17 protein-coding genes are annotated in these 19489 nt (G+C 61.7%); 2 read left to right on the top strand and 15 right to left on the bottom strand.

Annotated elements, in window-relative coordinates:
- Positions 1–891: 891 nt before the first annotated feature.
- The 10 genes from N792_RS06445 to N792_RS06405 form a co-directional block, all read right to left on the bottom strand.
- Entirely contained in the window at positions 892–1839 is a 948-nt protein-coding gene (locus tag N792_RS06445; protein ID WP_036193481.1) for an AAA family ATPase, read from the bottom strand.
- On the bottom strand, positions 1836–3821 hold the full coding sequence (locus tag N792_RS13970) for a hypothetical protein (protein ID WP_224743843.1): 1986 nt from the start codon (positions 3819–3821) through the stop codon (positions 1836–1838). Before N792_RS13970 ends, N792_RS06445 begins: the two co-directional genes overlap by 4 nt.
- Positions 3822–6152: 2331 nt before the next feature.
- Entirely contained in the window at positions 6153–7394 is a 1242-nt protein-coding gene (locus tag N792_RS06440; RefSeq protein WP_052103563.1) for a c-type cytochrome, read from the bottom strand.
- The gene (locus N792_RS06435; RefSeq protein WP_084105466.1) at positions 7387–8094 is read right to left on the bottom strand and encodes a cytochrome c oxidase assembly protein; all 708 of its coding nucleotides are present in this window, start codon (positions 8092–8094) and stop codon (positions 7387–7389) included. Before N792_RS06435 ends, N792_RS06440 begins: the two co-directional genes overlap by 8 nt.
- Entirely contained in the window at positions 8085–8471 is a 387-nt protein-coding gene (locus N792_RS06430) for a hypothetical protein (protein WP_198025573.1), read from the bottom strand. Before N792_RS06430 ends, N792_RS06435 begins: the two co-directional genes overlap by 10 nt.
- 68 nt (positions 8472–8539) lie before the next feature.
- Complete coding sequence (gene ctaD / locus N792_RS06425; RefSeq protein ID WP_036193479.1) at positions 8540–11047, bottom strand: cytochrome c oxidase subunit I; 2508 nt, start codon at positions 11045–11047, stop codon at positions 8540–8542.
- The gene (coxB, locus tag N792_RS06420; protein ID WP_052103561.1) at positions 11044–12024 is read right to left on the bottom strand and encodes a cytochrome c oxidase subunit II; all 981 of its coding nucleotides are present in this window, start codon (positions 12022–12024) and stop codon (positions 11044–11046) included. The genes ctaD and coxB overlap by 4 nt, the downstream gene beginning before the upstream one ends.
- A gap of 123 nt (positions 12025–12147) precedes the next feature.
- Positions 12148–12594, bottom strand: coding sequence for a DUF421 domain-containing protein (locus N792_RS06415; RefSeq protein WP_036193477.1), 447 nt, complete (start codon positions 12592–12594; stop codon positions 12148–12150).
- An 11-nt stretch (positions 12595–12605) separates the two neighbouring features.
- A complete protein-coding gene (locus N792_RS06410) occupies positions 12606–13085 on the bottom strand; it encodes a hypothetical protein (RefSeq protein ID WP_036193474.1) in 480 nt (159 codons plus the stop codon).
- Positions 13086–13158: 73 nt separating this feature from the next.
- Positions 13159–13749 carry a hemerythrin domain-containing protein gene (locus N792_RS06405; RefSeq protein ID WP_224743846.1) on the bottom strand — a complete coding sequence of 197 codons (591 nt, stop codon included), beginning with the start codon at positions 13747–13749 and terminating at the stop codon, positions 13159–13161.
- 319 nt (positions 13750–14068) lie between these two features.
- Between N792_RS06405 and N792_RS06400 the strand changes: the two genes are divergently transcribed.
- Positions 14069–15082, top strand: a complete 1014-nt coding sequence (locus tag N792_RS06400; RefSeq protein ID WP_036193472.1) for a magnesium transporter CorA family protein — start codon at positions 14069–14071, stop codon at positions 15080–15082.
- A 125-nt stretch (positions 15083–15207) separates the two neighbouring features.
- Here N792_RS06400 and N792_RS13435 read toward each other — a convergent pair whose 3' ends face one another.
- Entirely contained in the window at positions 15208–15606 is a 399-nt protein-coding gene (locus tag N792_RS13435; RefSeq protein WP_052103559.1) for a DUF4124 domain-containing protein, read from the bottom strand.
- 138 nt (positions 15607–15744) lie between these two features.
- Between N792_RS13435 and N792_RS13760 the strand changes: the two genes are divergently transcribed.
- The gene (locus tag N792_RS13760) at positions 15745–15927 is read left to right on the top strand and encodes a hypothetical protein (RefSeq protein ID WP_084105462.1); all 183 of its coding nucleotides are present in this window, start codon (positions 15745–15747) and stop codon (positions 15925–15927) included.
- 301 nt (positions 15928–16228) lie between these two features.
- On the opposite strand, the gene N792_RS06390 is transcribed toward N792_RS13760, so the two are convergent.
- The 4 genes from N792_RS06390 to N792_RS14170 all read right to left on the bottom strand — a co-directional run bounded on the left by N792_RS06390 (position 16229) and on the right by N792_RS14170 (position 19392).
- Positions 16229–17629 carry an autotransporter outer membrane beta-barrel domain-containing protein gene (locus tag N792_RS06390; protein ID WP_036193470.1) on the bottom strand — a complete coding sequence of 467 codons (1401 nt, stop codon included), beginning with the start codon at positions 17627–17629 and terminating at the stop codon, positions 16229–16231.
- A 58-nt stretch (positions 17630–17687) separates the two neighbouring features.
- On the bottom strand, positions 17688–18200 hold the full coding sequence (locus N792_RS06385) for a hypothetical protein (RefSeq protein WP_052103557.1): 513 nt from the start codon (positions 18198–18200) through the stop codon (positions 17688–17690).
- Positions 18200–18811 (bottom strand): C39 family peptidase, encoded by a 612-nt coding sequence (locus tag N792_RS06380; protein ID WP_224743847.1) that lies wholly within the window; start codon positions 18809–18811, stop codon positions 18200–18202. The genes N792_RS06385 and N792_RS06380 overlap by 1 nt, the downstream gene beginning before the upstream one ends.
- Before the next feature lie 83 nt (positions 18812–18894).
- Positions 18895–19392 carry a hypothetical protein gene (locus tag N792_RS14170; protein WP_224743848.1) on the bottom strand — a complete coding sequence of 166 codons (498 nt, stop codon included), beginning with the start codon at positions 19390–19392 and terminating at the stop codon, positions 18895–18897.
- Positions 19393–19489: the final 97 nt, after the last annotated feature.

The following is a 19489-nucleotide window of genomic DNA, read 5'->3' as shown; positions in this document are numbered from 1 at the left end:
ATGTCGCGCTGCGGACAGGCGCCTCCCACTGCAATAGAGCCTCCTCCCCCCTACTGTCGTGGGACCAATGAAATGGCGATGAGTAGTCAAGGGCACGGAAGCTAGCCGAGAAGCTGTCAAGAACCGCTCGACGAAGCCACTCCGGACGATGGTTGCGGGCACTGCAGAGCGCCTCCAAGAGAATGTACTTCGCACCCACCGCTTGCAATGGATGCGATTCGTCGATGTGGATAACCCGAACACCGGTCAAGATTTCAAGATCCGTGTTCGCGGGACCCAACCACACGAGAGCGTCTTGAACCCGTTTACTCACCTCCATTAGGAACTCATTGGTATGCTGGGTCTCGATCATCCCGTCCCGCAGCAAACTCCTGCCGCAACTAGGACAGCAAAACGGCTCTTCTTTCGATGATTCGTATCGCAGCCTGTGCTCGCAATGCACGCATGTAGTCTGTAATGTAATTTGATGGACCGGACACTTCTCCACAGCCATGTGCTGATGAAGCCGCAGGTGCACTCCGCTCGCCATGCATTCAGGACAGAAGCGGAGCCACTGTGACCGCCAACGCAGCGGCGTTTCCTTTTTGGTGAGATGTTCTATCACACTCAGATAGTCTCTGAGGGTAAGACCCTGCAACGAAGGCACGAGGGGCGTTTGCTTAACGAAGCGAAGCCACGCCATCTCACCTGAATATCGAAGTGTGGCTGGATGATGCGCCACCATTCCACTATACGATTGTCGAATATGTCTAATGTAAAGAGCACATGGCTTAGCAACGAACCACGCCAGCTTATTTAGTACTGCGTAGATAGACTCTTCGCGAATAAGAGTCTGATCGCACCATGGCACAAAGGGCTTGTCCGATTGTGCGACAGAGGCTTCAGGCATCTTCATAATCCCTCCTTCAGTTTCTGTATGACGATCTCCTCAATAATCGTCTCTGACAAGGTCATATCTTTGGCATCACGATCTTTGAAGGCTATTGCCGCCTCGGCCAAGATAGATGCAACAGCCTCCATAGCCAGTCCGTTTCTTAGTTTTACTGAAGGAACGGTGCGACGGACTACTTCCCACATCATCCCGGCGTGATTCGCGAAGCGGAACCCCCCATCGAACGCCTTCGGAAACAGCAGCTGTGTGTAGGTTAGCTGGCTGCCCACCGGGAACTCGGACTTGCGGTCGACGGCCTCGCAGATGGCCAAGAAGTCCTCCTCCTTTCTGCAGCCTAGAAACTGATACACCGTTTTCATGAAGCGAACACCCAAGTCCGACCGCCCGTCTCTATACAGTTCCTCTCGCCGTTGTTTAAGTTCCCGCTGCCCGAAGAGCACAGTCGTAACTTTGACGCCAGCTCGGGACAAACTGTTGATCACGGCTTTGAGCCAGCCAAATTCCCGATTGTTGAACTCCTGAGCTTCGTCAATCAGGATAAATAGATGTCTGGCTTCCCCCGACAGAGCTAACAATGCGCGATTTACCTGGTCTCGCTTGCCGGCCAGGGTGATATCGACCTTGTGTACGTATCGGATTGACATCAGAATTTGTGCTAGCAGTCTCCCTTCTGCGGATTGCTGATCTTCGGCAGCCTCCAGCCACAACACCCCGCAACCCGCTATCCGTTCCCTGAGCACTGCCTCAATTGCCATGAGGCAAGACGATTTCCCTACCTCAGGGTCTGCCCAGAACGCAATGGACCCCCGCCCTTTCCGAGCAAGTTTCAGCACTCGCGCCACTGCGTCCTGGACCGAACGTGTAGGCAAAATAGCGCTCTCAGTGATTATTGGGTGTTCATTCCAGAGCCGCGCCCGCTCGCCGATGAGCTCATCCAGTGACGTCATTGTTCGCCCCTATTGAATGCCCCAAGATCCTCCATGTTCCACAGCTCATCTTCGTTGCTGGAGGGAAGATCAGGCTCATTAAGTTGATCGATCGCATCCTGCAGACAGTCGCTTGCCGTTTTCGGTGCTGACTGGGCGCGGACCCGTTGCTCTTCAGCAAACGCATTGGCGGCGCCCACCACCCCCTTCGCGTCAACACCTTTCACCCGAGTTAGTCGCTTTGACAAAGCGGCGTTGTGCGCGTTGACTGGGTCTTCGTCGAATCCTACTTCCAAGTATCCGCTGCGTAGGTCACTATTGATATGCCTGCGCGTATCTCGTGAATGAGGTGAGTGTCGCCAACGCCCACGTACAACGACAGTGTCAACTTTTACTCCGTTGTGGAAAACGTCAAACTGGCGAATATCATTGCGATCCACGTGAGCGAAGACTTGTTTGTCGAGCAAGTCCCATCTATCCGCAAGATTCTTGCCGAAATATTCTTCCTCTTCAAAGTATATCTGCGGCCTGCGCCCCTTCTCTCTACTCCCTCGAACAAAGCAAGGAACAATACTTAACTCCAAACCCGCTACGCCAGGTAACAACGGCGGCAACACCGGGAAAATCATCCCCAATCCGTCATCATCATTCACCAAGCTTTGAAGACGCTCCAATGGTCTCGCGCCGTGGTTCCTCTTGCCGACCTTTCCATTATGATCCGCGACAACGGCTTCAATGAGATCGAGCAAATCTGCAAGCCTCACCTGGGCTTTTGTGGCCGCTCCTTCAGGGTCTTGGCGGAGCGGATCAAAGGGATTTGAGCCAGTCGTCGAGGCGACTCTATGAAAGCCTGCTCGTTCAATCTCACCAAAGATGCGCTCTACAACCGGTCGACGATCGAAGCGGCGCACTGGCCCGAAATTCAGATCGCACCCGGCAATATCGCAAACGCGATCAACGACGGAATTGGCAATGTGCGAGAGCGCGTTATCGACTAGCAGTTGGTTAAACCCGCACCAACTGAATGGTCCTCCGAGATCTCCGGGAAATCCTCCGTGCGGCGTATACTCCATCCCTTCTGAAAAAACGTACTTTTCGCGCTTACCTAATGCCGCGTTGATTGTTGCAAGAATATCTTCGCTATTGGCCTCGCGACGCAAAATTGGCAGATAGCCGAGAATAACTGAGCTGCTTCGGTCGGCGCACAAGACAATTGTGACGCGTTGCACCGGAAGCCATCGCGTTATATCTCCAGCTGGTATGCCGATGGAACCGATAAAGTGGCACTTGTGTTCATCGAGTTCGACGACGTCGAACGGCCGAACTGCGGTTAGGCGCGACGCGTAGCCGGTGCCTGTTTTAGATTTTGCCTTCGCCCGGTCACCGAACTGAGTCGCGACAATGTCGTCGTATCGAGCATGGATAAACCTTTTTACATACGCGTTTATGGCACCTTTGGCCTTGGTCTTGGTGTTGAATGGCCATTCAAACTCCGCGACGCCCTTACTACGACATAACGAGATAAATTTCTTATGAGCTGACCTATGTCTCAGCTTGTTCTCGTGACCGCTTGCTCTCTTCGCACTGTTGAGCATGTATTTGTCTAACGCTTCCTTTACGTCTTCGTTCCTCCTGAAGAATAGCTGGAGCGCGCCGCTCAAACCTCCCTGACCATTGCGCCCCGAAGGGATTAGAGATTTAGTCCGCACTGGCGCCTTGACGCGCAGTCTCGGCAACAATCCTCGCCAGCCGAGTTGGCGACCCTCCCCGTCAAAGCAGAGGCAGCGATTGAAGGCGCGTAGAAACGACGTTCTGCTCACTGAACTGTCTTTAAGGTAGTTACTGATAGGTCCACCTGATACGTAGAGGTTGATAGCCTCTGTGAGGATCGCAATGCGCGCCATTTCAGTATCGTCCAGCCCCTCAGTCGAGATTGGATCCCACTCATCCGTACGAATCCAATCTCGCGGCGCCGTTTTCCGCGTGTATCGGACTGTGCTCATGACTCGGTACTTTGGATCAACGTATTTAGTGACCAAGGACGCGTATCGCAATCGGAAGTTGCCTGCCGCTTGCGGAGAACGCAGGCGATCGCTCCGTAAAGAAGGGCTGGACTCTCAACCTCGAGGAACGCACGCGTGAGTTGGCGGATAGTCTGCGGACCACGACGCAACCTAAGTAGGATCTGCAGCTCAAGAGCTGAGATGGGATGCCGACGAACGCGACGAATACATGGAATGATCCGTCGCCAGTTCTCAGTGCGCTGGGTATTTGCGTCCAGATGTGGGAGACGGATTTCAATCCGCCCATCCGACGTATCGAATGGGTCCCTGTAGTCAGCTACAGGCGCTATTTCGCGAGACAGGAAGATCTGATATTCATTGCCTCTCCCGGTCCGAGCATGTGCAAACTCGCGGCCTTCCTTACTTGCTGATCCCGCCTGATCTGTCCGTCGTAGTGGGGAATAGTCAACCTCGGTGAGCCGAGGCTCTCCTTCTAAAAAATAGAACAACTCCATTGCAGCGTCTGAAGAAAGAATCAGAGCTTTGTCGTCGAATGGTGGGCGCACCACCCAAATGTTGAACGGAGCTTCACCTCTTAAACGAATGGCCTCTGCCAGGACGTTGCGACGCTTCTGCGCCGGCGTTGGTTCACGGTTCTTTCTCACTACCTCCTCCCACACCAAGGTGCAAGCGGCGATCGCGCGAAAGAGAGCAAAGTAAACCCTCGACGCATGACTTCCATCGCCATAGGATGACTTGCAATCGGGTGCACGAACCCGTTGCTGCTGATAGCCGGTCCTGCCAGGGGCCGGCTATTTTTTGTTCGTTAGAATTGATCTGGTGGCTAAGTCATTGTTTATTTGGTCATTTCCGCACTCCGAAGGTGGACGACCTCACCGTACCCTGATTGCTGGCATACTGTCCTCAACGGAAATTTGGATATCCGTCTATGGGCCGTCAACATTCCAGCGAGCATGACCTTCTCTGTCCCCGTCTGTGGTCTCGCTTTCTTAAGCGGCACTTCAAGTGTGCTGATCTCGATGACTTGAACGCCCAGTTGCCTCTGCGTATAGAAGATGGGGAGAAGTTCTGCTTTGGCATTGAGCCGATTCCCCTACCGGAGCGTGTACGCCCGCGACTCTTTGAGCGCGCCTACGAGTTGGGGCGAAACCCGGATGGGAACTATGTTCTAGAGCTTGACGACGAGAACTCCCGATTCAATCTGTTCACGCGCGTATCTCAGCGCGTGCCGTGTTCGGAGCCTTGGCTTCTCAAGGACCTACGCCCATACATGCTGGACGAGGTCCCTGCCATCGACTGGAGTTTCTTCATTTTGCCTCGTTTGCTTGCAGCCTTAGACGTCATGCTTGTACACGCTGGGCCACTGGATGGATGGGAGAAAGTTGATCCTGACGGTGTAAGCCAGGCAGAGCAAGTATCTTTCGAAGGACTCGTTGAGGCTGCAGTTCCCCAATGCTTGGCCCTTCTATTCTCAGTTGCCCATATTGCTACGTGGTACCAACCACCTCGGCACCCTGAGGCGCCATCGAACTTTATACGGGCGGCGTATGACGCAGTCGATCAATTCTCAGCTTCGCTTTACCGTCGCGGGTTTGACGATGCAACTCTGATCGGGGAACCTCTTTGCCGGCTATTACGCTCAGCGGTCGCCGACATCCACCTTTGGGGGGCGAGAACAATGCCCTCGGAGGGAAAGTTGGGACCTATGCTAGGCCGTAGATTAATTCTACTTCCAAATTCAGACAGCTTAAGGGTGCCGTTGCAGCAACTGCATTCTCACGGAACCTACGGCTTTGAGATGTTTTTCGCGTCGGCTCGCGACGATAGGCGATTCAACTTCACACATGATGAGCTTGAGTCTGCGGCCCGCGAGCTTTTGGAAGCAAGTTCTCGAGTCAGGGACCGCCTTATAAGCCAAGCCGAGGCTCTATTCATCTAGCGGTCCAACCAATCGCTGCGCGGCTGTTCACACGCGCAAAAAGTATCAGCTACTCTCGATTCTCGGAAAATGTATCAATTACCGTGACTCCATCCAACCACTAAATCCGATACAAAGCCGGAACCGACGTCATTAAGTAATTGATTCACAAAGGATTTAGATGTCCCACTAGCACTGACCCCGGCTACCACCCCGCATGACGCTCACTCCCACGATCCGCACCGAACTCACCGGCCCTTGGTCCGGTTTTGGTTCCCAAAGGCCACTTCTGGACGCCCGAGCCACAACATCGAACCCGAACACATGGCTTGGATGAGCCTCACCGCCAACATCGCCTGTGAGTGGCGCTTGATGAAGCACCTGCGCCCGCTTCAATCCAGACCAGGCCGCCCGTTCGCTGGCAGCGATGAGTAATACAGCGCCAGGTCGTGGATGTCGCCCGGCTCCAGGCGTTCGGCCACGGTGGTCATGATTCCGGCATACGCGGTGCCGCCGCGGTCGCCGCGCTTGAACAGCGACAACTGCAGTTCGATGTAGGCCGCGGGCTGTCCTGCGATGCGCGGATACAGCGCATTGCGCGGACCAGGTCTGGGGCCATGACACTCCACGCAAGACGCGACCCGCCTTGCCGCCGAGCCCTCTTGCGCCAACTGCGCGCCGCGGGCGATTGCCGCGAGTGTGGCGTCATCCCGGCCGTAATCGCTGCGGCCGTCAGTTGTTTCACCGCCGTGGCGGCCGCCCTCCGCCGTGGCGTAGTACTTCGCCATCGTTCGCATCTCATCGAGGTCCAGCCCGGCCGCGACCGGCTGCATCACACCGCTGTGACGGTCGCCGCGGGCATAGGCTTGCAGGCTGGCGAGCAGGTAGGGTTCGCCCTGCCCTGCCACCGAAGGGAACGCACCGTTGCCGTCGCCCTCACCGTGGCGACCGTGGCAGCGTGCGCAGTTGGTCAGCGCCTGCGGCTGCGTGGCCGGTCGGGTCGGGCCGCTCTCGGGAATGGCGGCTTCCCCGCCATAGGCCAGCCGTCGGAATTCCGCCGGTTCCAACGCCGGCAACCGCCGAAGGAAAGCGACCATCGCCCAGATCTCGTCGTCGCGCCGTTGCGACGGCCACGCCGGCATCGCGGTGTACTTGATGCCGTGTTTGACGATCCAGAACAGTTCACGGTCATTCCAGTCATCGACCATCGGGGGCAGGTACGGCGGTTCCGGGACGCTGTGCAACATCACTTCCGCCCGAGGATGGCCCGGTGCCCCGTGGCACGGCAGGCAGCCCGCGGCGTAATGACCGGCACCCTTCAGCACCATCGCCAACGTACCCAACGATTGTTCTTCGGCGGACGGCGACGTTATCCCCAAAGCGTGCGTCTGCACCGAGCGGCGCATCGTGAAGTTCAGCAAGACCCGGGTGATCGGCCAATGCCCCTGGCTGGCGGCCACCGGCATCATGCCGGCCGAGACGAACAACAGCGCGGCCAGGCCGAACACCGTGGCGGCCAGCAACAGTCGGCCAAGCACCATCGCCCACGAGCCCCCGGCGAGGCGCAACCACAGCCAGCGCGGCAGTTTCGCGATCGCGGCCAGCCATCCCCGGATGCCGTACCGGTCAGCCATCGGCCACCGCCGCATGCCGCTCGCGCAGCAGTCCCAACAGCAGCATCAGCGCCCCGGCCATGTAGGCGACGCCGCCGAACAGCAGCATCAGCACCCCGCCCAGGTGCTGGTCCTGCAGCGCGGTCAGGCCGGACCCCACGTCGGCGCCGTGGCCGTAAAGCGGCCGCGCGGCCAGCGCCAGCAGCACGCCGAGCAGGGTCATGTGCATCGAGGTCAGCAACAGCCCGGCGATGCCGGTCGCGGCACGCAGGTGCCGTTGCGCCCCGCTGCCGCCGAACGCGGCCAGCCAGACCAGCAATCCGACCGCGAGGAAGCTGCCCTGCTCGACCACCAGCAAACCCGCCGAGTGCCGCGCCGCGTGGTGTGGCGCCGGCGCATGCCAGGCCCAGACCACGATGAACTCGATGACCGAGGCGACCAGCGGCGACAGCAGCACGGGTACCAGCAACGCCTTTGTCGCGTCGCCGTTGCTCGGCGATGCGTTCGCCGCCAGCCACCGCACCGGATCAAGCCGGCCGCCGGCCACGCCGGCCGCGAGCAACGGCGCGGCGACCGCGACCACCGACATGTGCATACCCATGTGCGCGGCGAATGAATGCCGCGACCATTCCGGCAGCGGCGCGAACCACACCGCGGCCAGCACCGATAAGCCGCAAGCCAGTGGCCAGACGCCGTGGCGGCCGATGCAGGTCATCGGCATGTCCCGAACACCCCGATCACGAACGCGGAATAGACCACCGCGACGAAACTCAGCCCGCACAGCAGCAGCGTCGCGAAGCCCAGGAAGCGGTGGCGATCGTCGGCGCTGGCGGCATCGTGGGGCAACTCCGCATCGCCCCACCGATGCTGACGCCAACTGCGCCAGCCGATGCCGGCGATCACTGCCAGCGCCACGACCGTGTAGGCGACCAGTGCGACCCGCGCCGCGCCCAACGGTGCGGCCACCGTCATCGCCTTCGCGCACCAGATCGCGGCGGTGATGTAGGACAACAGGAAGTGGAGCGCCCACGTCACCGGCCCCGCGGTCAGCAGCCACAGACTGGCGCGGCTTTCAGACAGGACACGGTCCCTGGCCAACCGTCGGCCCGGCGCCGGGGCGGGCCGTGTGCGGGAATCCTGTTTGCGTGGCGTTGTCATCGTCGACCTCAGGCTGCCAGCGGAAAACCGGCAATCGTCGCGACCGTCACCAGCACGGTGATCGCGACGAAATGCCAGTAGAGGGTGACGTTCTGGATGTCGATGTCGTGTTCGGCGGTCATCCGGCCGGCCGCGCGACGGGCGATGCAGTACAGCTGCATGACCACGCCGACCACGATATGCGCCGTGGTCCAGCCAACCAGCAGCCACACCGTGGCCGCATAGGCGTGCCCGGTCGGGTCCATGCCGGTCAGCCACGGCCCCGCCAGCAGCGCGGCGGCGGCCGCTAGCGCGAGCACTGCCCCACTCACAGCAGCGACATGGAAACCGACGCCCGAAGCGCGGCGGTTCAATCCACGCGCCAGCACCGTGGCCGCCCACGCGGCGAGCGCCAGTCCCAGCGCCGACATCGGCCACAGCAGCCCCGGCCCGGCAGTCGGGTCCGGCGGGAAATCCTCGTGCACGGTCCAGAAGAAGAAGTAGCCGAACACGAGGCTGGCGAACGCGGCCATGTCGCCGATCATTGTGATGAACATCGCCCACCACCCCACCGATACCTGCCCGGACGCGTACAACGGCAGGCGCAAGCCGAGGCCGACGTCCTTGGCGGGTTTTTCCGGCACCAGCGCGGTGCCGGTCCACAACCAGACCAGGATTGCGACCAGCGCCAGCACCGCGCTGACGCCTGCGGCGACGTACTGACTGAACACCGGGAAGATGAACGCACCGCCGGTGAACACCGCCGCCCAGAACGTCACAAAGGTAGGCCCCGGCACGCGCAGGCATTGCTCCGGCACCGCATCGACCGGCGAGGTAACCAGCGTCTCGCGCAGGCCTTCCGGCGCGTCGGCGAGATAAAAGCGTCCCTCGTCGACATCGTCCATCAGTCCCGGTTGGTCCCACAGCGGGTAGCGGCTCTGGACGACCGGGATCGACCGCACACCCCACGAGCGGGGTGGCAGATGCGCCAGCCACTCCAGCGTGCCGGCACCCCATGGATTGCGCTCGCAATGGCCGCCGCGGAACGCGGTTCGCAAGGCGTCCAGCAGCAGCACCGCGAACCCGGCTGCGAGCACGAACGCGCCCACCGTCGAGATCAGGTTGAGCAGGTCCAAGCCCTGCCCGCCTCGATAGGTGAACACCCGCCGCGGCATCCCGGCCAGGCCGCTGACATGCATCGGCAGGAACGCGATGTTGAAGCCGGCGAACATCAGCCAGAACGCCAGCCGCCCGAATCGTTCGGACAACTGCTTGCCGAACACCAACGGGTAGAAGTAATAGGTGCCGGCGATCACCGGGAACACCATCCCGCCCATCAGCACGTAGTGCAGGTGGGCGACGATGAAATAGGTGTCGTGGGCCTGGAAGTCGAACGGCGCCAGCGCCACCATGCCCCCGGTCAGTCCACCGAGCACGAAGATCACCAGCGCACCGAGCACGAACAGCATCGGCACCGAACGCACCACCCGGCCGGCCAGCACCGTCGCCAGCAGCGCGAAGATCTGTATCCCGGTCGGCAACGCCACCGCCTGCGAGGCGGCCGAGAAGAACGCCAGCGAGATGTTCGGCAGGCCCGTGGTGAACATGTGGTGGACCCACAGGCCGAAACTCAGGAAACCGGTGCCGACGGCGGCCAGCACGATCCAGCTGTAGCCCACGATCGGATGGCGCGCGAAGGTCGGCACGATCATCGCGACCAGCGCGATCGCCGGCAGGAAGATGATGTAGACCTCGGGGTGTCCGAAGATCCAGAACAGGTGCTGCCACAGCAGCGGATCGCCACCGCGGGCCGGGTCGAAGAACGGCCAGTCGAGCATGCGCTGCAGCTCGAACATCAGGTCGCCGGCGATCAGCGGCGGGAACGCGAACAGGATCATCGCGCCGACCACCAGGATGTACCACGCATACAACGGCATCAGGTTCACGCGCATGCCCGGCGGCCGGGTCTTGAGCACACCGACGATCAGTTCGACTGCGGCGGCGATCGAGGCGACCTCGATGAAGCTCAGTCCCAGCAGCCAGATGTCGGCACCGAGCCCGTCCTGGTACTGCGTCGTCAGAGGCGGGTACATGAACCAGCCACCCTGCGGCGCCGCGTCGAAAAAGATCGAGCCACACACGAACACACCGCCGATCAGGAAGCACCAGAACCCGTACGCGGACAGCCGCGGGAACGGCAGTTCGCGTGCACCGAGCAGCGACGGCAGGATCAGGATCGAGAACGCCTCGAAGATCGGCACCGCGAACAGGAACATCATCACCGAGCCGTGCAGCGTGAACAGCTGGTTGTAGGTGGTCGCGCTGACGAAGTCGTTGTCCGGCAGTGCCAGTTGCACACGCATCAGCAGCGCCAGAACCCCGGCAAACAGGAAGAAGGTGATCGCGGTGACCGTGTACCACTTGCCTACCTGGCTGTTGTTGACCGACGACCAGTAGCGCCAGCCCGTCGGGGTCTTCCAGGCGGCTTCGAGCCGTGCGGCTTGGGCGCGACCGTTCCGGGCATGCCTGCCGGTCATTGCAGGCCCTCCAGGTAGCTTGCGATCGCACGCTGTTCCGCCTCGGGCAGCACTCCGAATTGCGGCATCGTGGCGTCGGGCTTAACCGTATGCGTGTCGGCGATCCAGCGTTGAAACCCCGCCGGGTCGTTCGGCAGGGTGCCGGCGGCCAACTCCAGGCGGCTGCCGACGTGGGTCAGGTCGGGGCCGACCACGCCAGCGGCCGCGGTACCGCGGACCGTGTGGCAGGCGCCGCAGCCATTGCGGCGGAACGCGTGTTCCCCTCGTCGCGCAATTGCATCGAGCGGCGCTGTTGCGGACGCGGCCTGGTGTTCCAGCCAGCGCGCGAACGGTTCTGGCTCCATCACCACCACCGCCAGGCGCATGAACGCGTGCGAGGTGCCGCAGTACTCGGCGCAGGCGCCCTGGAACGTGCCGGTGCGGGTCGGCTCCAGCACCAGCGTGGTGGTGCGGGCCGGGATCATGTCGAGCTTGCCGCCGAGCGAAGGGATCCAGAACGAGTGGATCACGTCGGGACTGGTCAGGATGAACTCGACGCGCCGGCCGACCGGCAAACGGATCTCGTTGGCCAACACCACTGGTACTGCATCGTCGGGCCGGTAGGTCACGCGCCACCACCATTGCTCGCCGGAAACCGCAATCCGCAGGCCGTCATGCGGTGCGGGTTCGCGCAACTGCGGCATCAGTACAAGACCGTGCATCAGCAATGCGCCGAGCACCACGGTAGGGACGACCACCCCGCCGACCACAATCAGCCAGCGGGCGACACGGCGATCCGGCGGATTGTCGCGCCGACGTCCAGCGTGTATCGCGATGCTGACGACCACCACCCAGACCGCGCCGGCGCCGATTGCCATCAACCAGAACAGGCGCGCGATTGTGGCGGCCTCCACTCCACCCGGATCCAGCGCGGAGGACCCGCCGTTGCAGCCGGTCAGCGCGGCGAGCGCAATCCCGACCCCGCAGGCGCGATGCACGGCGCGTCCGAAGCCAAGCCATGTCGGCCGTGGTTTCGTGTCGCCACATCGCATATCCGTCCCTCCGCCTTGGCGGCCCTGTCGAAGCACCGTGATGAGTCGATCGGCACCCGCTCGCCCCTGTCACCGTTGCCGAGGGATGACCGAGATCTTGCCGTCGTTCTCGACCGTCGCCTCCTTGATGTCCTCCAGCCGCTCGATGCCTTGCGTGTAGCGGGCGGACATCAGGATCTCCTGCTCGTCGACGCGCGCCTTGTCGAGATTTTCCTTCAGCACCTTCCCTTCTTTGATCAGGGGCAAGGGCAGCCCTTCCAGCCATCGGTTGGCCGCGGCGGAGTAATGCTTGAAGAATGAGAGCAGGACGCTCATGCCGGTCAGCGTCATGATCAGGATGATCGCGTTGGTGACCGAGTTATCGCTGTCGACCATCGCCTGATTGGTCACCTCGGAAATGATCAGAAGCAGCACCAGCTCGAATGGCGTGGTTTCCGCCAGCGTTCGTTTTCCCGAGATGCGGAAGATGAGCCACAGGAACAGATAGATGATGATTCCGCGCAGCACCGATTCCATCTGACACCACCTCAGGGGTAGACAACGTGGTCAATCGAGAGCGGCGCGGCACCCGCCACGGACACCTGGCCGGTGTAACGCCCGAATGTGGCCGGCCGGAAGCGGATAACGATGCTGATCGGTGAGGTCGCCGACGCCGCCATCAGGAACGCGAACTCGGTATAGCCAACGCCTCCCATCTGCGCATCAGGCGCCGGGACGATGGAATCCACTTCCATGAGATCCATCAGGACGTTGTCGATCCGCAGGCGCACGACGCCGCCCGTCGCGACCGAGGGATGGGCCTGGAACCGGTACTCCGTCGGAGCATGGGATCGCAACAGGCGGTCGTACTCGACCGCCAACGCCTGCGTCGAGCCGGATCGGGCATGGCTGATCGGACCACCGCCGAAAGCCCCGAGCAGCGTCGCTGTCAACAGCAGCGCGATGATGATCCAACCAACACGTTCGACGCGCCACGCGGCGCGGTGATGCCGCATCACCGCGTCCATGCCTGTAGTTGCGTTTTGCTGTTCGTGGTCGGAAGGACTGGAAGGGGTCATGTCGAGGCGGCTGGTGGAGGTTTCATGGCGCCCTTGAGGCCGCCTTGGCCTTTTGGGCCGCGATCAAGCTGCCGACGGGATTCGACTGCTTCCACATTTCGTAATCCTCATCGAGCCGGGCCCGCTCGTCCGGGGAAAACAGCTCGCGCGCCATTTTGAACATCGTCGTCTCTTCTTCCTTGGCGTGATGTTCTATGAACTCGCCGAAGACCTTCGTTCGCCCCGCAAACACGGGAGTTCCCGGAGCGGCGGCATGGACCTCGGGGAGGACGCTGTTTTCGACGGCATGGTGCTCGGCCAGCGCCTCCGCATGGGTCTGCAAGCCATCACGGTCTGCCCGCTCCTTGAACGCGGGGTAGAAGACCTCCTCTTCCCATTTCGCATGGGGTATCAACGCCGACTCGATCTTCCCAAGAAGATCGGCGCGCTTCTTGACCGCGCGGTCTGTCGTCTCCTTGAGGTCGGCGAACAGTCCGCGCAAGACATCGTGTTCGGCCTTCAGCGTTTTCAGGATGTCCTGTGCCATCTGCTTCACCTTGCGTGCGGTCGAGAGACAACCGTCTCCCGCCTGCGGTGCAGGGAAGGTGAATCCATTTCCGCCGGCAGTACGCATGCGCGAATGTGTGGTGCACGTAGGCTTCGATACATGCCAGGCGGATGAACCATTCAGCGTCCTGGCGTTTCCCGCACCGCTCGCGCGCTCGCTGCGCACGCCGCCGGCCATCACCCGTTGCAGCAAGCGCCGCGAAAGCGGACATCTCGGGTGTGCACCATCCGGTTACTGGCCTCCGGGAAAGGCCGAACTCCGGCCGCCCGGAATCTGCGGATCTTTACCTCGGAATGGGCGTTTCGGCATCACACGAAACTGGTGGGCGATGTTTAAGATATGTCCGCCGGGAGTGCTTGCAGATGTGAAACACCGGAGACTCTGCATGATCAGCAACAGCAGCGACCAGGACGGTTCACAGAAAGAAGCGGACCGAAGCGCGCATATCACTTTGTACTGCGCCGACGGATCCGACCGGCAGTTGTCGATGGACAAACTCATGCCGCCCACCCACGACGATGACCTGCTCTGGGTGGATATCGACCGCGATTCGCCCGAGCTTGTTGCTGACGTTTGCCGCGCGCTCCAAGTGCCCAGCGCAGGGTGCACCCATCTCGCCGGACGGGCATCGGCCCCCCAACTGCGGCGCTACGGGAAATTCATGTTCATCCATGCGATCGCGGTCGAGCATCGCGGTGGCCTGGAGTTTGAGGGCACCATGCTGGCGATCGCGGCGGGACCGAATGTGGTCATAACGGTGCACCACAAGCCGATCGAATTTATTCCATCACTGCGAAAGCGTGAGCACGGCGAAACAAAGCTGGGATTATTGACTGCTCCAAGCTTCGTCGCCTCATTGCTCGATTGGCATCTGGACACCTACTTCGACGCGGTTTCGGATTTCGAGGTGGCAGTCGAGCATCTGGAGGAGTCGATCCTGGACGGGTCTCAGAACGAGAGCACACGTCAATTGAGTCGTCTACGGCGCGGGGCATCGTGCCTTCGGCGCATGCTGGCTCCGCACCGTGGCGTGTTCTCCGGTTTGAGCCGTCCCGACTTCGATCCTGAGGATGATGAAGTGACGATCGGACATTTCCGGAGAGTGGACGAGCACTTCAATCGCGCCATGGCCGCGGTGGAAAATACCCGCAGCCTGGTGGTCGGCACCTTCGAACTGTTCAGCAATCAAATCGCCTTGCGCACGAACAGCGTCATGCGCGTTCTGACCTTTGCCACGGTCATCATCGGCTGTCAGACCGTCATCGCGGGCGCTCTGGGCATGAACTTCAAGGCCTCCCTGTTCGAGACCGCCAGTTTCGGCTTCTGGGCTGCGATCGCCGTGATGGTGGGCATCACAATGGTGGCGGCGTGGATCGGCAAGCGGAAAAAGTGGTTCTAGTCTTTACCTCATAACGCCGCTCCAAGACCAGATCCGTCGGGAAGCCCCGGTAATCCCCCCGAACAACCGCCAAGAACACCGACGCCCTGCAACGCCAGATCCAAAGGTGGAGTTGTTCCCCCGTCCTATTTGCACGCCTCATGCACTTTGTCGCCCCAGTACCGCATGAACGCCATGTTCCGTTTGGGGTTTTTCTCATAGGCATTGTCGCGCTGTCGCTTCATCGCCTCACAACGATTGGGCACAGCCCTGACCACCGCACCCATGCGAGGCGCATTCCCCCGGGCGAGGTGTGCAAGGTATGCCGCATCGCTCGCGGATTTTTTCCTGGCGCTATGGATTCGCTGCTGCTCGGCGCTGTTCAGCGGCTCGGGAGTGGCGTCCCAGGTTTTCTTGACCTGCGCTGCATGACTGCAGGGCTCCGACTGGAAGCTGGTTACGCCCCCTTTGTCGACGCACTTGTAAACCGACTGCGCCGAAGCGCCGAAGCTGGCCAAAGCCAGACAGAAGAACCAGGTTCGCATCGCTCCACTCTCCTTGTGAGTTGAGGCGAGCGTAGCAAAGCAGCACCCCCGTCGCCCTGCCCTCGCGGCGGCTTTCACGCAGGACTTCCGTGCGCTGGCTCAAATTGGCTGTTCCCCAGAGTTCTGGAGGCATCCAAAATGACCGTTCGAGACCGAAAAGACCCTCCCGCGCCTGACAGCAAGCCCGGCGTGCGCGAGCTGCCCGAGCAACGGCAGAAGCGGAAAGAGCACGAGAGTGAAAATCAGGACGAAGCATTGGAGGAGACCTTCCCGGCGAGTGATCCTGTCTCTCCGTTCGTGCCCGCCAAGCGTCCCGATTGACCGGCCCCGCCATCAAGCTGACCGCCGTGCCGCCGACCGCATGCGCGTCCAAGCCAGCGCATCCTCCCGCCAATACTGACCACCCAGCGAGAAGATGTTGCGGCCTCTCAACGAGAAGATGTTGCGGCCTCTCCACTTGCCTTCGATGCGATCCGTCGCATCCCAGCTTCGTGGCGCCATCCCCGCCCCGCAATGAAGGTTGGCATCGGCCGAAACCAAATCACCCGGCACCGGGAAAGGTCTGCAGCTCGTCACTGGATCCCCGTCTCCGCCGGGACGAGGGCACTGGTTCGGATCCTTCCTAGAACGTGATGGGCACACGCGCCGTCAAGGTGACATCGGGCGTGTCGCGGGTCACGCCAACGCCGAGGGCGACGTTCAACGTGTAATCGTCGCTGAAGCGGTAGGACGCTCCCAGCAGCAATGTCCCGAGGGTGACCCGGACAGCGCCCGGTGCGTCTCCGCCGTTCTGCTGGGTCTTGCCGACGAAGCTGGTGTCGTAGCCGATGCTGATCGCGGCCTTCTCGTTCAGTGCCAGCCCCATGCCGACGTTGAACCCCCAGATGTCGCCCGCCTCGATGGTGCCGATCGGCTCGCCCACGGTTTGCGGGAATCCTTCCGGCGCCCCAGTCAGCACCGTGCGGACGACATTGCTGCGCTTGAAGTTGTGCAGGTAGCTCAGGCTGCCGAAGAACACCACCGGGTCGGACGGGTACAGCCAGGTGACGCCGGGCTGGATCGCCTGGAAGCCGCTGCCGGTCGGCAGTTCCAGCGGCAGGCCGGTACCGGTGGCATTGGCGACGCAGCGGGTCACGCAGTCGGTGACGACCTCGAACGGGTCCTTGCCGGTGCTGCTCTTGTAGCGCAGCCAGCCGACATAGAAAGGCTTGTCCGGCCCGCCTCGGTTGAGCTGCATGCGCACTGTGGCCTCGACGTCACCGATACCGTTGCCGCTGGCGTTGAACACGTTGTCCACCGCGCTGCCGGTGAAGATCTCGCGACTGACCGTATCGCTGCTGGTGTAGACATAGGGCACCTTGGCCTCGACCTCCAGCCGATTGGTCAGGCCGTAACGACCGGTCAATGCCACTGTGCCGGTGGTGGTCTTGACCTGACGCACGTCAATCAGGCCGATCAGGATGGCCGGGATGATGGTGTAGCCGACCAGCGCGACGCGATTGCTCGAGGAATAGCCGAATTGCAGGGCCGGTTCGAGCACGAAGCTGCCCTTCGGCGTCAGGACGCCAGGCTGGTCGAAGATCTGCGCGACTTCGGGGGGCCGCAGGCTCTGTTCGGGCGCGCGACCGACCGGTTGCGGCTTGCTCCGCGGGTCGGCCGGCGGGGTCCGGGCGACAGCCGATGCAGTGGCGGGCGGCGCCGGAACCGGATCGCTTCGACCCTGAATCCATGGCGCAGCCGCAGTTCCACGTCCGCGTGCCGTCGCCAACCGCTCCTCGTCCAGCGCACGTTGCAGCATCGCAACGCTGCTCTCCTGCTCGACCATCTGGCTGCGCAGCGTGTCCAGGCGTTCCGATTGCTGGTCGAGCTGTCGTTGCAGCGAGTCGAGCCGGGCACCGTGATCGGGTACAGCCTCGGAACCGCCCACGACACTCTGTGCCTGCACCCGCCCGGCGATGGCGAGCGACAGACAACTGGCCATCGCCACCGAGCACACCGTGAAACCCATCGTCCGTTTCTTCATCAGACTGATCTGTCCTGGTTGGGCGAAGACGCCGCCCCACAATGGAATCACGAAGCGATCACGGGGACCCTGCCGCACCCTGCAACGCGCTTTGCAATGCGGCATTGGCATTCAACTCCTGGAACATCCCCAACGTCCCGACTTCCACGTCGAGCGTGGTCAGCGAGCGGATGTCCTGGCCATCGAGGGTGTTCTGGATCACAAGCCCGTTGATCGCACCTGTTGGGTTGAACGTATTTCCGCCTCCAACCTGGACGTGCATGCCCTGCTTCACTTCCGCCAGCCCCTGCGCCTGCTCCGGCGTCATGCGGCCGATATCGGGTATATGCACGCTCGCCGTGGCCACCAGGGCTCCGTTGACATAGACCAGCCGCTCGATGCCGAACGAGGCAACCAGACCCGAAGGCAGCTCGAAACCGCCGCGCATGACATCCAGCTGCCCGGCCGGGACCGCAACCCACTCCGGTCCCAGATGGCGGCTTACCGCATCCACCGGCCCCCCTGCGATGCACGGCCATGCCGCACCACCCAGCAGGCAGGCCAGAAGCAGGCTGCAGCGATCCGTTCTCATCAAATATCTCCTGGCCCGAACTTCGGCATCACGATGTCGTACAGCCCCTGGCGGCCGATTCCCGCCTGCAATGGTGCTGGTGGCGCGGTGCGCCAGTCGCGTGTCTGATTGAACCGGGCGACTTCACGCCGGTTGTGGATCACGAACAACACGCCGTTGTCCCACAGCGCCCGGAAACGGCGGACCGACATCGCCCGCGTGCCGCGTGCCGGATCGCCCAGCAACACCCGCCCGTCACGCAAGCCCTTGATCACGACAAAGTGCCGATAGCCACGGTCGTTGAGCAGCACGATGGCTGGCAGCCCCTCCTCCAGCAGTTTTTCCACAGGCAACTCGAATCCGTCGGCGATGAATCCTTCCGACGCAAGGTAACGACGCATGTCGAGCAGCGAGAACCCCTCCGTACGGATCTTGGGCTGGTTGCCGTGCCGGTACATCTGCAGGAACACCTGCTCCTCGCTGACCGGGTGGCCGTACTGGTAAGTCAGCAAGGTCGCGGTGGCTGCCGATCCGCAACTGAAGTCGTACCGCTGGGCCACCGTGGTCTTGAACCGTGCTTCCTTCAGGCTGGTCAGCTTCAGCGTGTAGCTGCCCCCATGCGGTGTACGCATTTCCACGGATGAGGCAGGGGCCTCCCAAGGCACCATGAGCGTGGCTGCGCCCAGCAACAGTGCAAGCCAGTTCGCCACGCGTTTCACAGCCCCGGATCTGCGAACTGCACATTGACGATCATCGCGTTCTGCACCAGCACGTTGGAGCCGCTGTTCTGGATCACGGTATTGATGCCAGTCGCATCCGCGAACGCATTGCCGGTCAGGGTGTTGGTACCGCTGGTGACATTGTCGGCGTGGTTGCCGGTCACCGTGCCGTTGTTGCGGATGTCGTTCTGGGCATCGCCGCCACGCAGCTTGTCCAGATCGGTGGGTCCGACCGCAACGCCAAAACCGTCGACGTTTTGATGAATCGGCATCGGCAGCTCGCCGGCGTTGGCCGCCATCGTCGGCGCAGTGACGCCGTCCGACAAGTGGAGGGGCAGAACGGAAACATCAGGCTCACCGGTCAGTCCCGGCTCGCCGGCGATTACCGTTCCGAAGCAGCACGCCAGGCCCAAAACCAGGGGGCCCAAAACCCGTGGGCACAACATCAACAGGCCACCCACGCGGGGGCGGCGGACAGCGCAGTATCGGCGCATGATCGATCTCCTTGGATAGCTTGCGTTCCGGCCGGCACATCGACGGCAGTGTCGCCACTGCCGTCCTCCGGACTGCCCGTCACGGGCAGCGCTGGCC

The sequence above is a fragment of the Lysobacter concretionis Ko07 = DSM 16239 genome (assembly GCF_000768345.1).
Taxonomy (GTDB): domain Bacteria; phylum Pseudomonadota; class Gammaproteobacteria; order Xanthomonadales; family Xanthomonadaceae; genus Novilysobacter; species Novilysobacter concretionis.
This window is presented reverse-complemented; position numbering and strand designations above follow the sequence as displayed.

Excerpts from the sequence above, each read along its gene's own strand:
- N792_RS06445 (WP_036193481.1), bottom strand. The coding sequence starts at position 1,839 with ATGACGTCACTGGATGAGCTCATCGGCGAGCGGGCGCGGCTCTGGAAT.
- N792_RS13970 (WP_224743843.1), bottom strand. The coding sequence starts at position 3,821 with ATGAGCACAGTCCGATACACGCGGAAAACGGCGCCGCGAGATTGGATT.
- N792_RS06440 (WP_052103563.1), bottom strand. The coding sequence starts at position 7,394 with ATGGCTGACCGGTACGGCATCCGGGGATGGCTGGCCGCGATCGCGAAA.
- N792_RS06435 (WP_084105466.1), bottom strand. The coding sequence starts at position 8,094 with ATGCCGATGACCTGCATCGGCCGCCACGGCGTCTGGCCACTGGCTTGC.
- ctaD (WP_036193479.1), bottom strand. The coding sequence starts at position 11,047 with ATGACCGGCAGGCATGCCCGGAACGGTCGCGCCCAAGCCGCACGGCTC.
- N792_RS06415 (WP_036193477.1), bottom strand. The coding sequence starts at position 12,594 with ATGGAATCGGTGCTGCGCGGAATCATCATCTATCTGTTCCTGTGGCTC.
- N792_RS06410 (WP_036193474.1), bottom strand. The coding sequence starts at position 13,085 with ATGGACGCGGTGATGCGGCATCACCGCGCCGCGTGGCGCGTCGAACGT.
- N792_RS06405 (WP_224743846.1), bottom strand. The coding sequence starts at position 13,749 with ATGCGTACTGCCGGCGGAAATGGATTCACCTTCCCTGCACCGCAGGCG.
- N792_RS06400 (WP_036193472.1), top strand. The coding sequence starts at position 14,069 with ATGATCAGCAACAGCAGCGACCAGGACGGTTCACAGAAAGAAGCGGAC.
- N792_RS13435 (WP_052103559.1), bottom strand. The coding sequence starts at position 15,606 with ATGCGAACCTGGTTCTTCTGTCTGGCTTTGGCCAGCTTCGGCGCTTCG.
- N792_RS13760 (WP_084105462.1), top strand. The coding sequence starts at position 15,745 with ATGACCGTTCGAGACCGAAAAGACCCTCCCGCGCCTGACAGCAAGCCC.
- N792_RS06390 (WP_036193470.1), bottom strand. The coding sequence starts at position 17,629 with ATGAAGAAACGGACGATGGGTTTCACGGTGTGCTCGGTGGCGATGGCC.
- N792_RS06385 (WP_052103557.1), bottom strand. The coding sequence starts at position 18,200 with ATGAGAACGGATCGCTGCAGCCTGCTTCTGGCCTGCCTGCTGGGTGGT.
- N792_RS06380 (WP_224743847.1), bottom strand. The coding sequence starts at position 18,811 with ATGCGTACACCGCATGGGGGCAGCTACACGCTGAAGCTGACCAGCCTG.
- N792_RS14170 (WP_224743848.1), bottom strand. The coding sequence starts at position 19,392 with ATGCGCCGATACTGCGCTGTCCGCCGCCCCCGCGTGGGTGGCCTGTTG.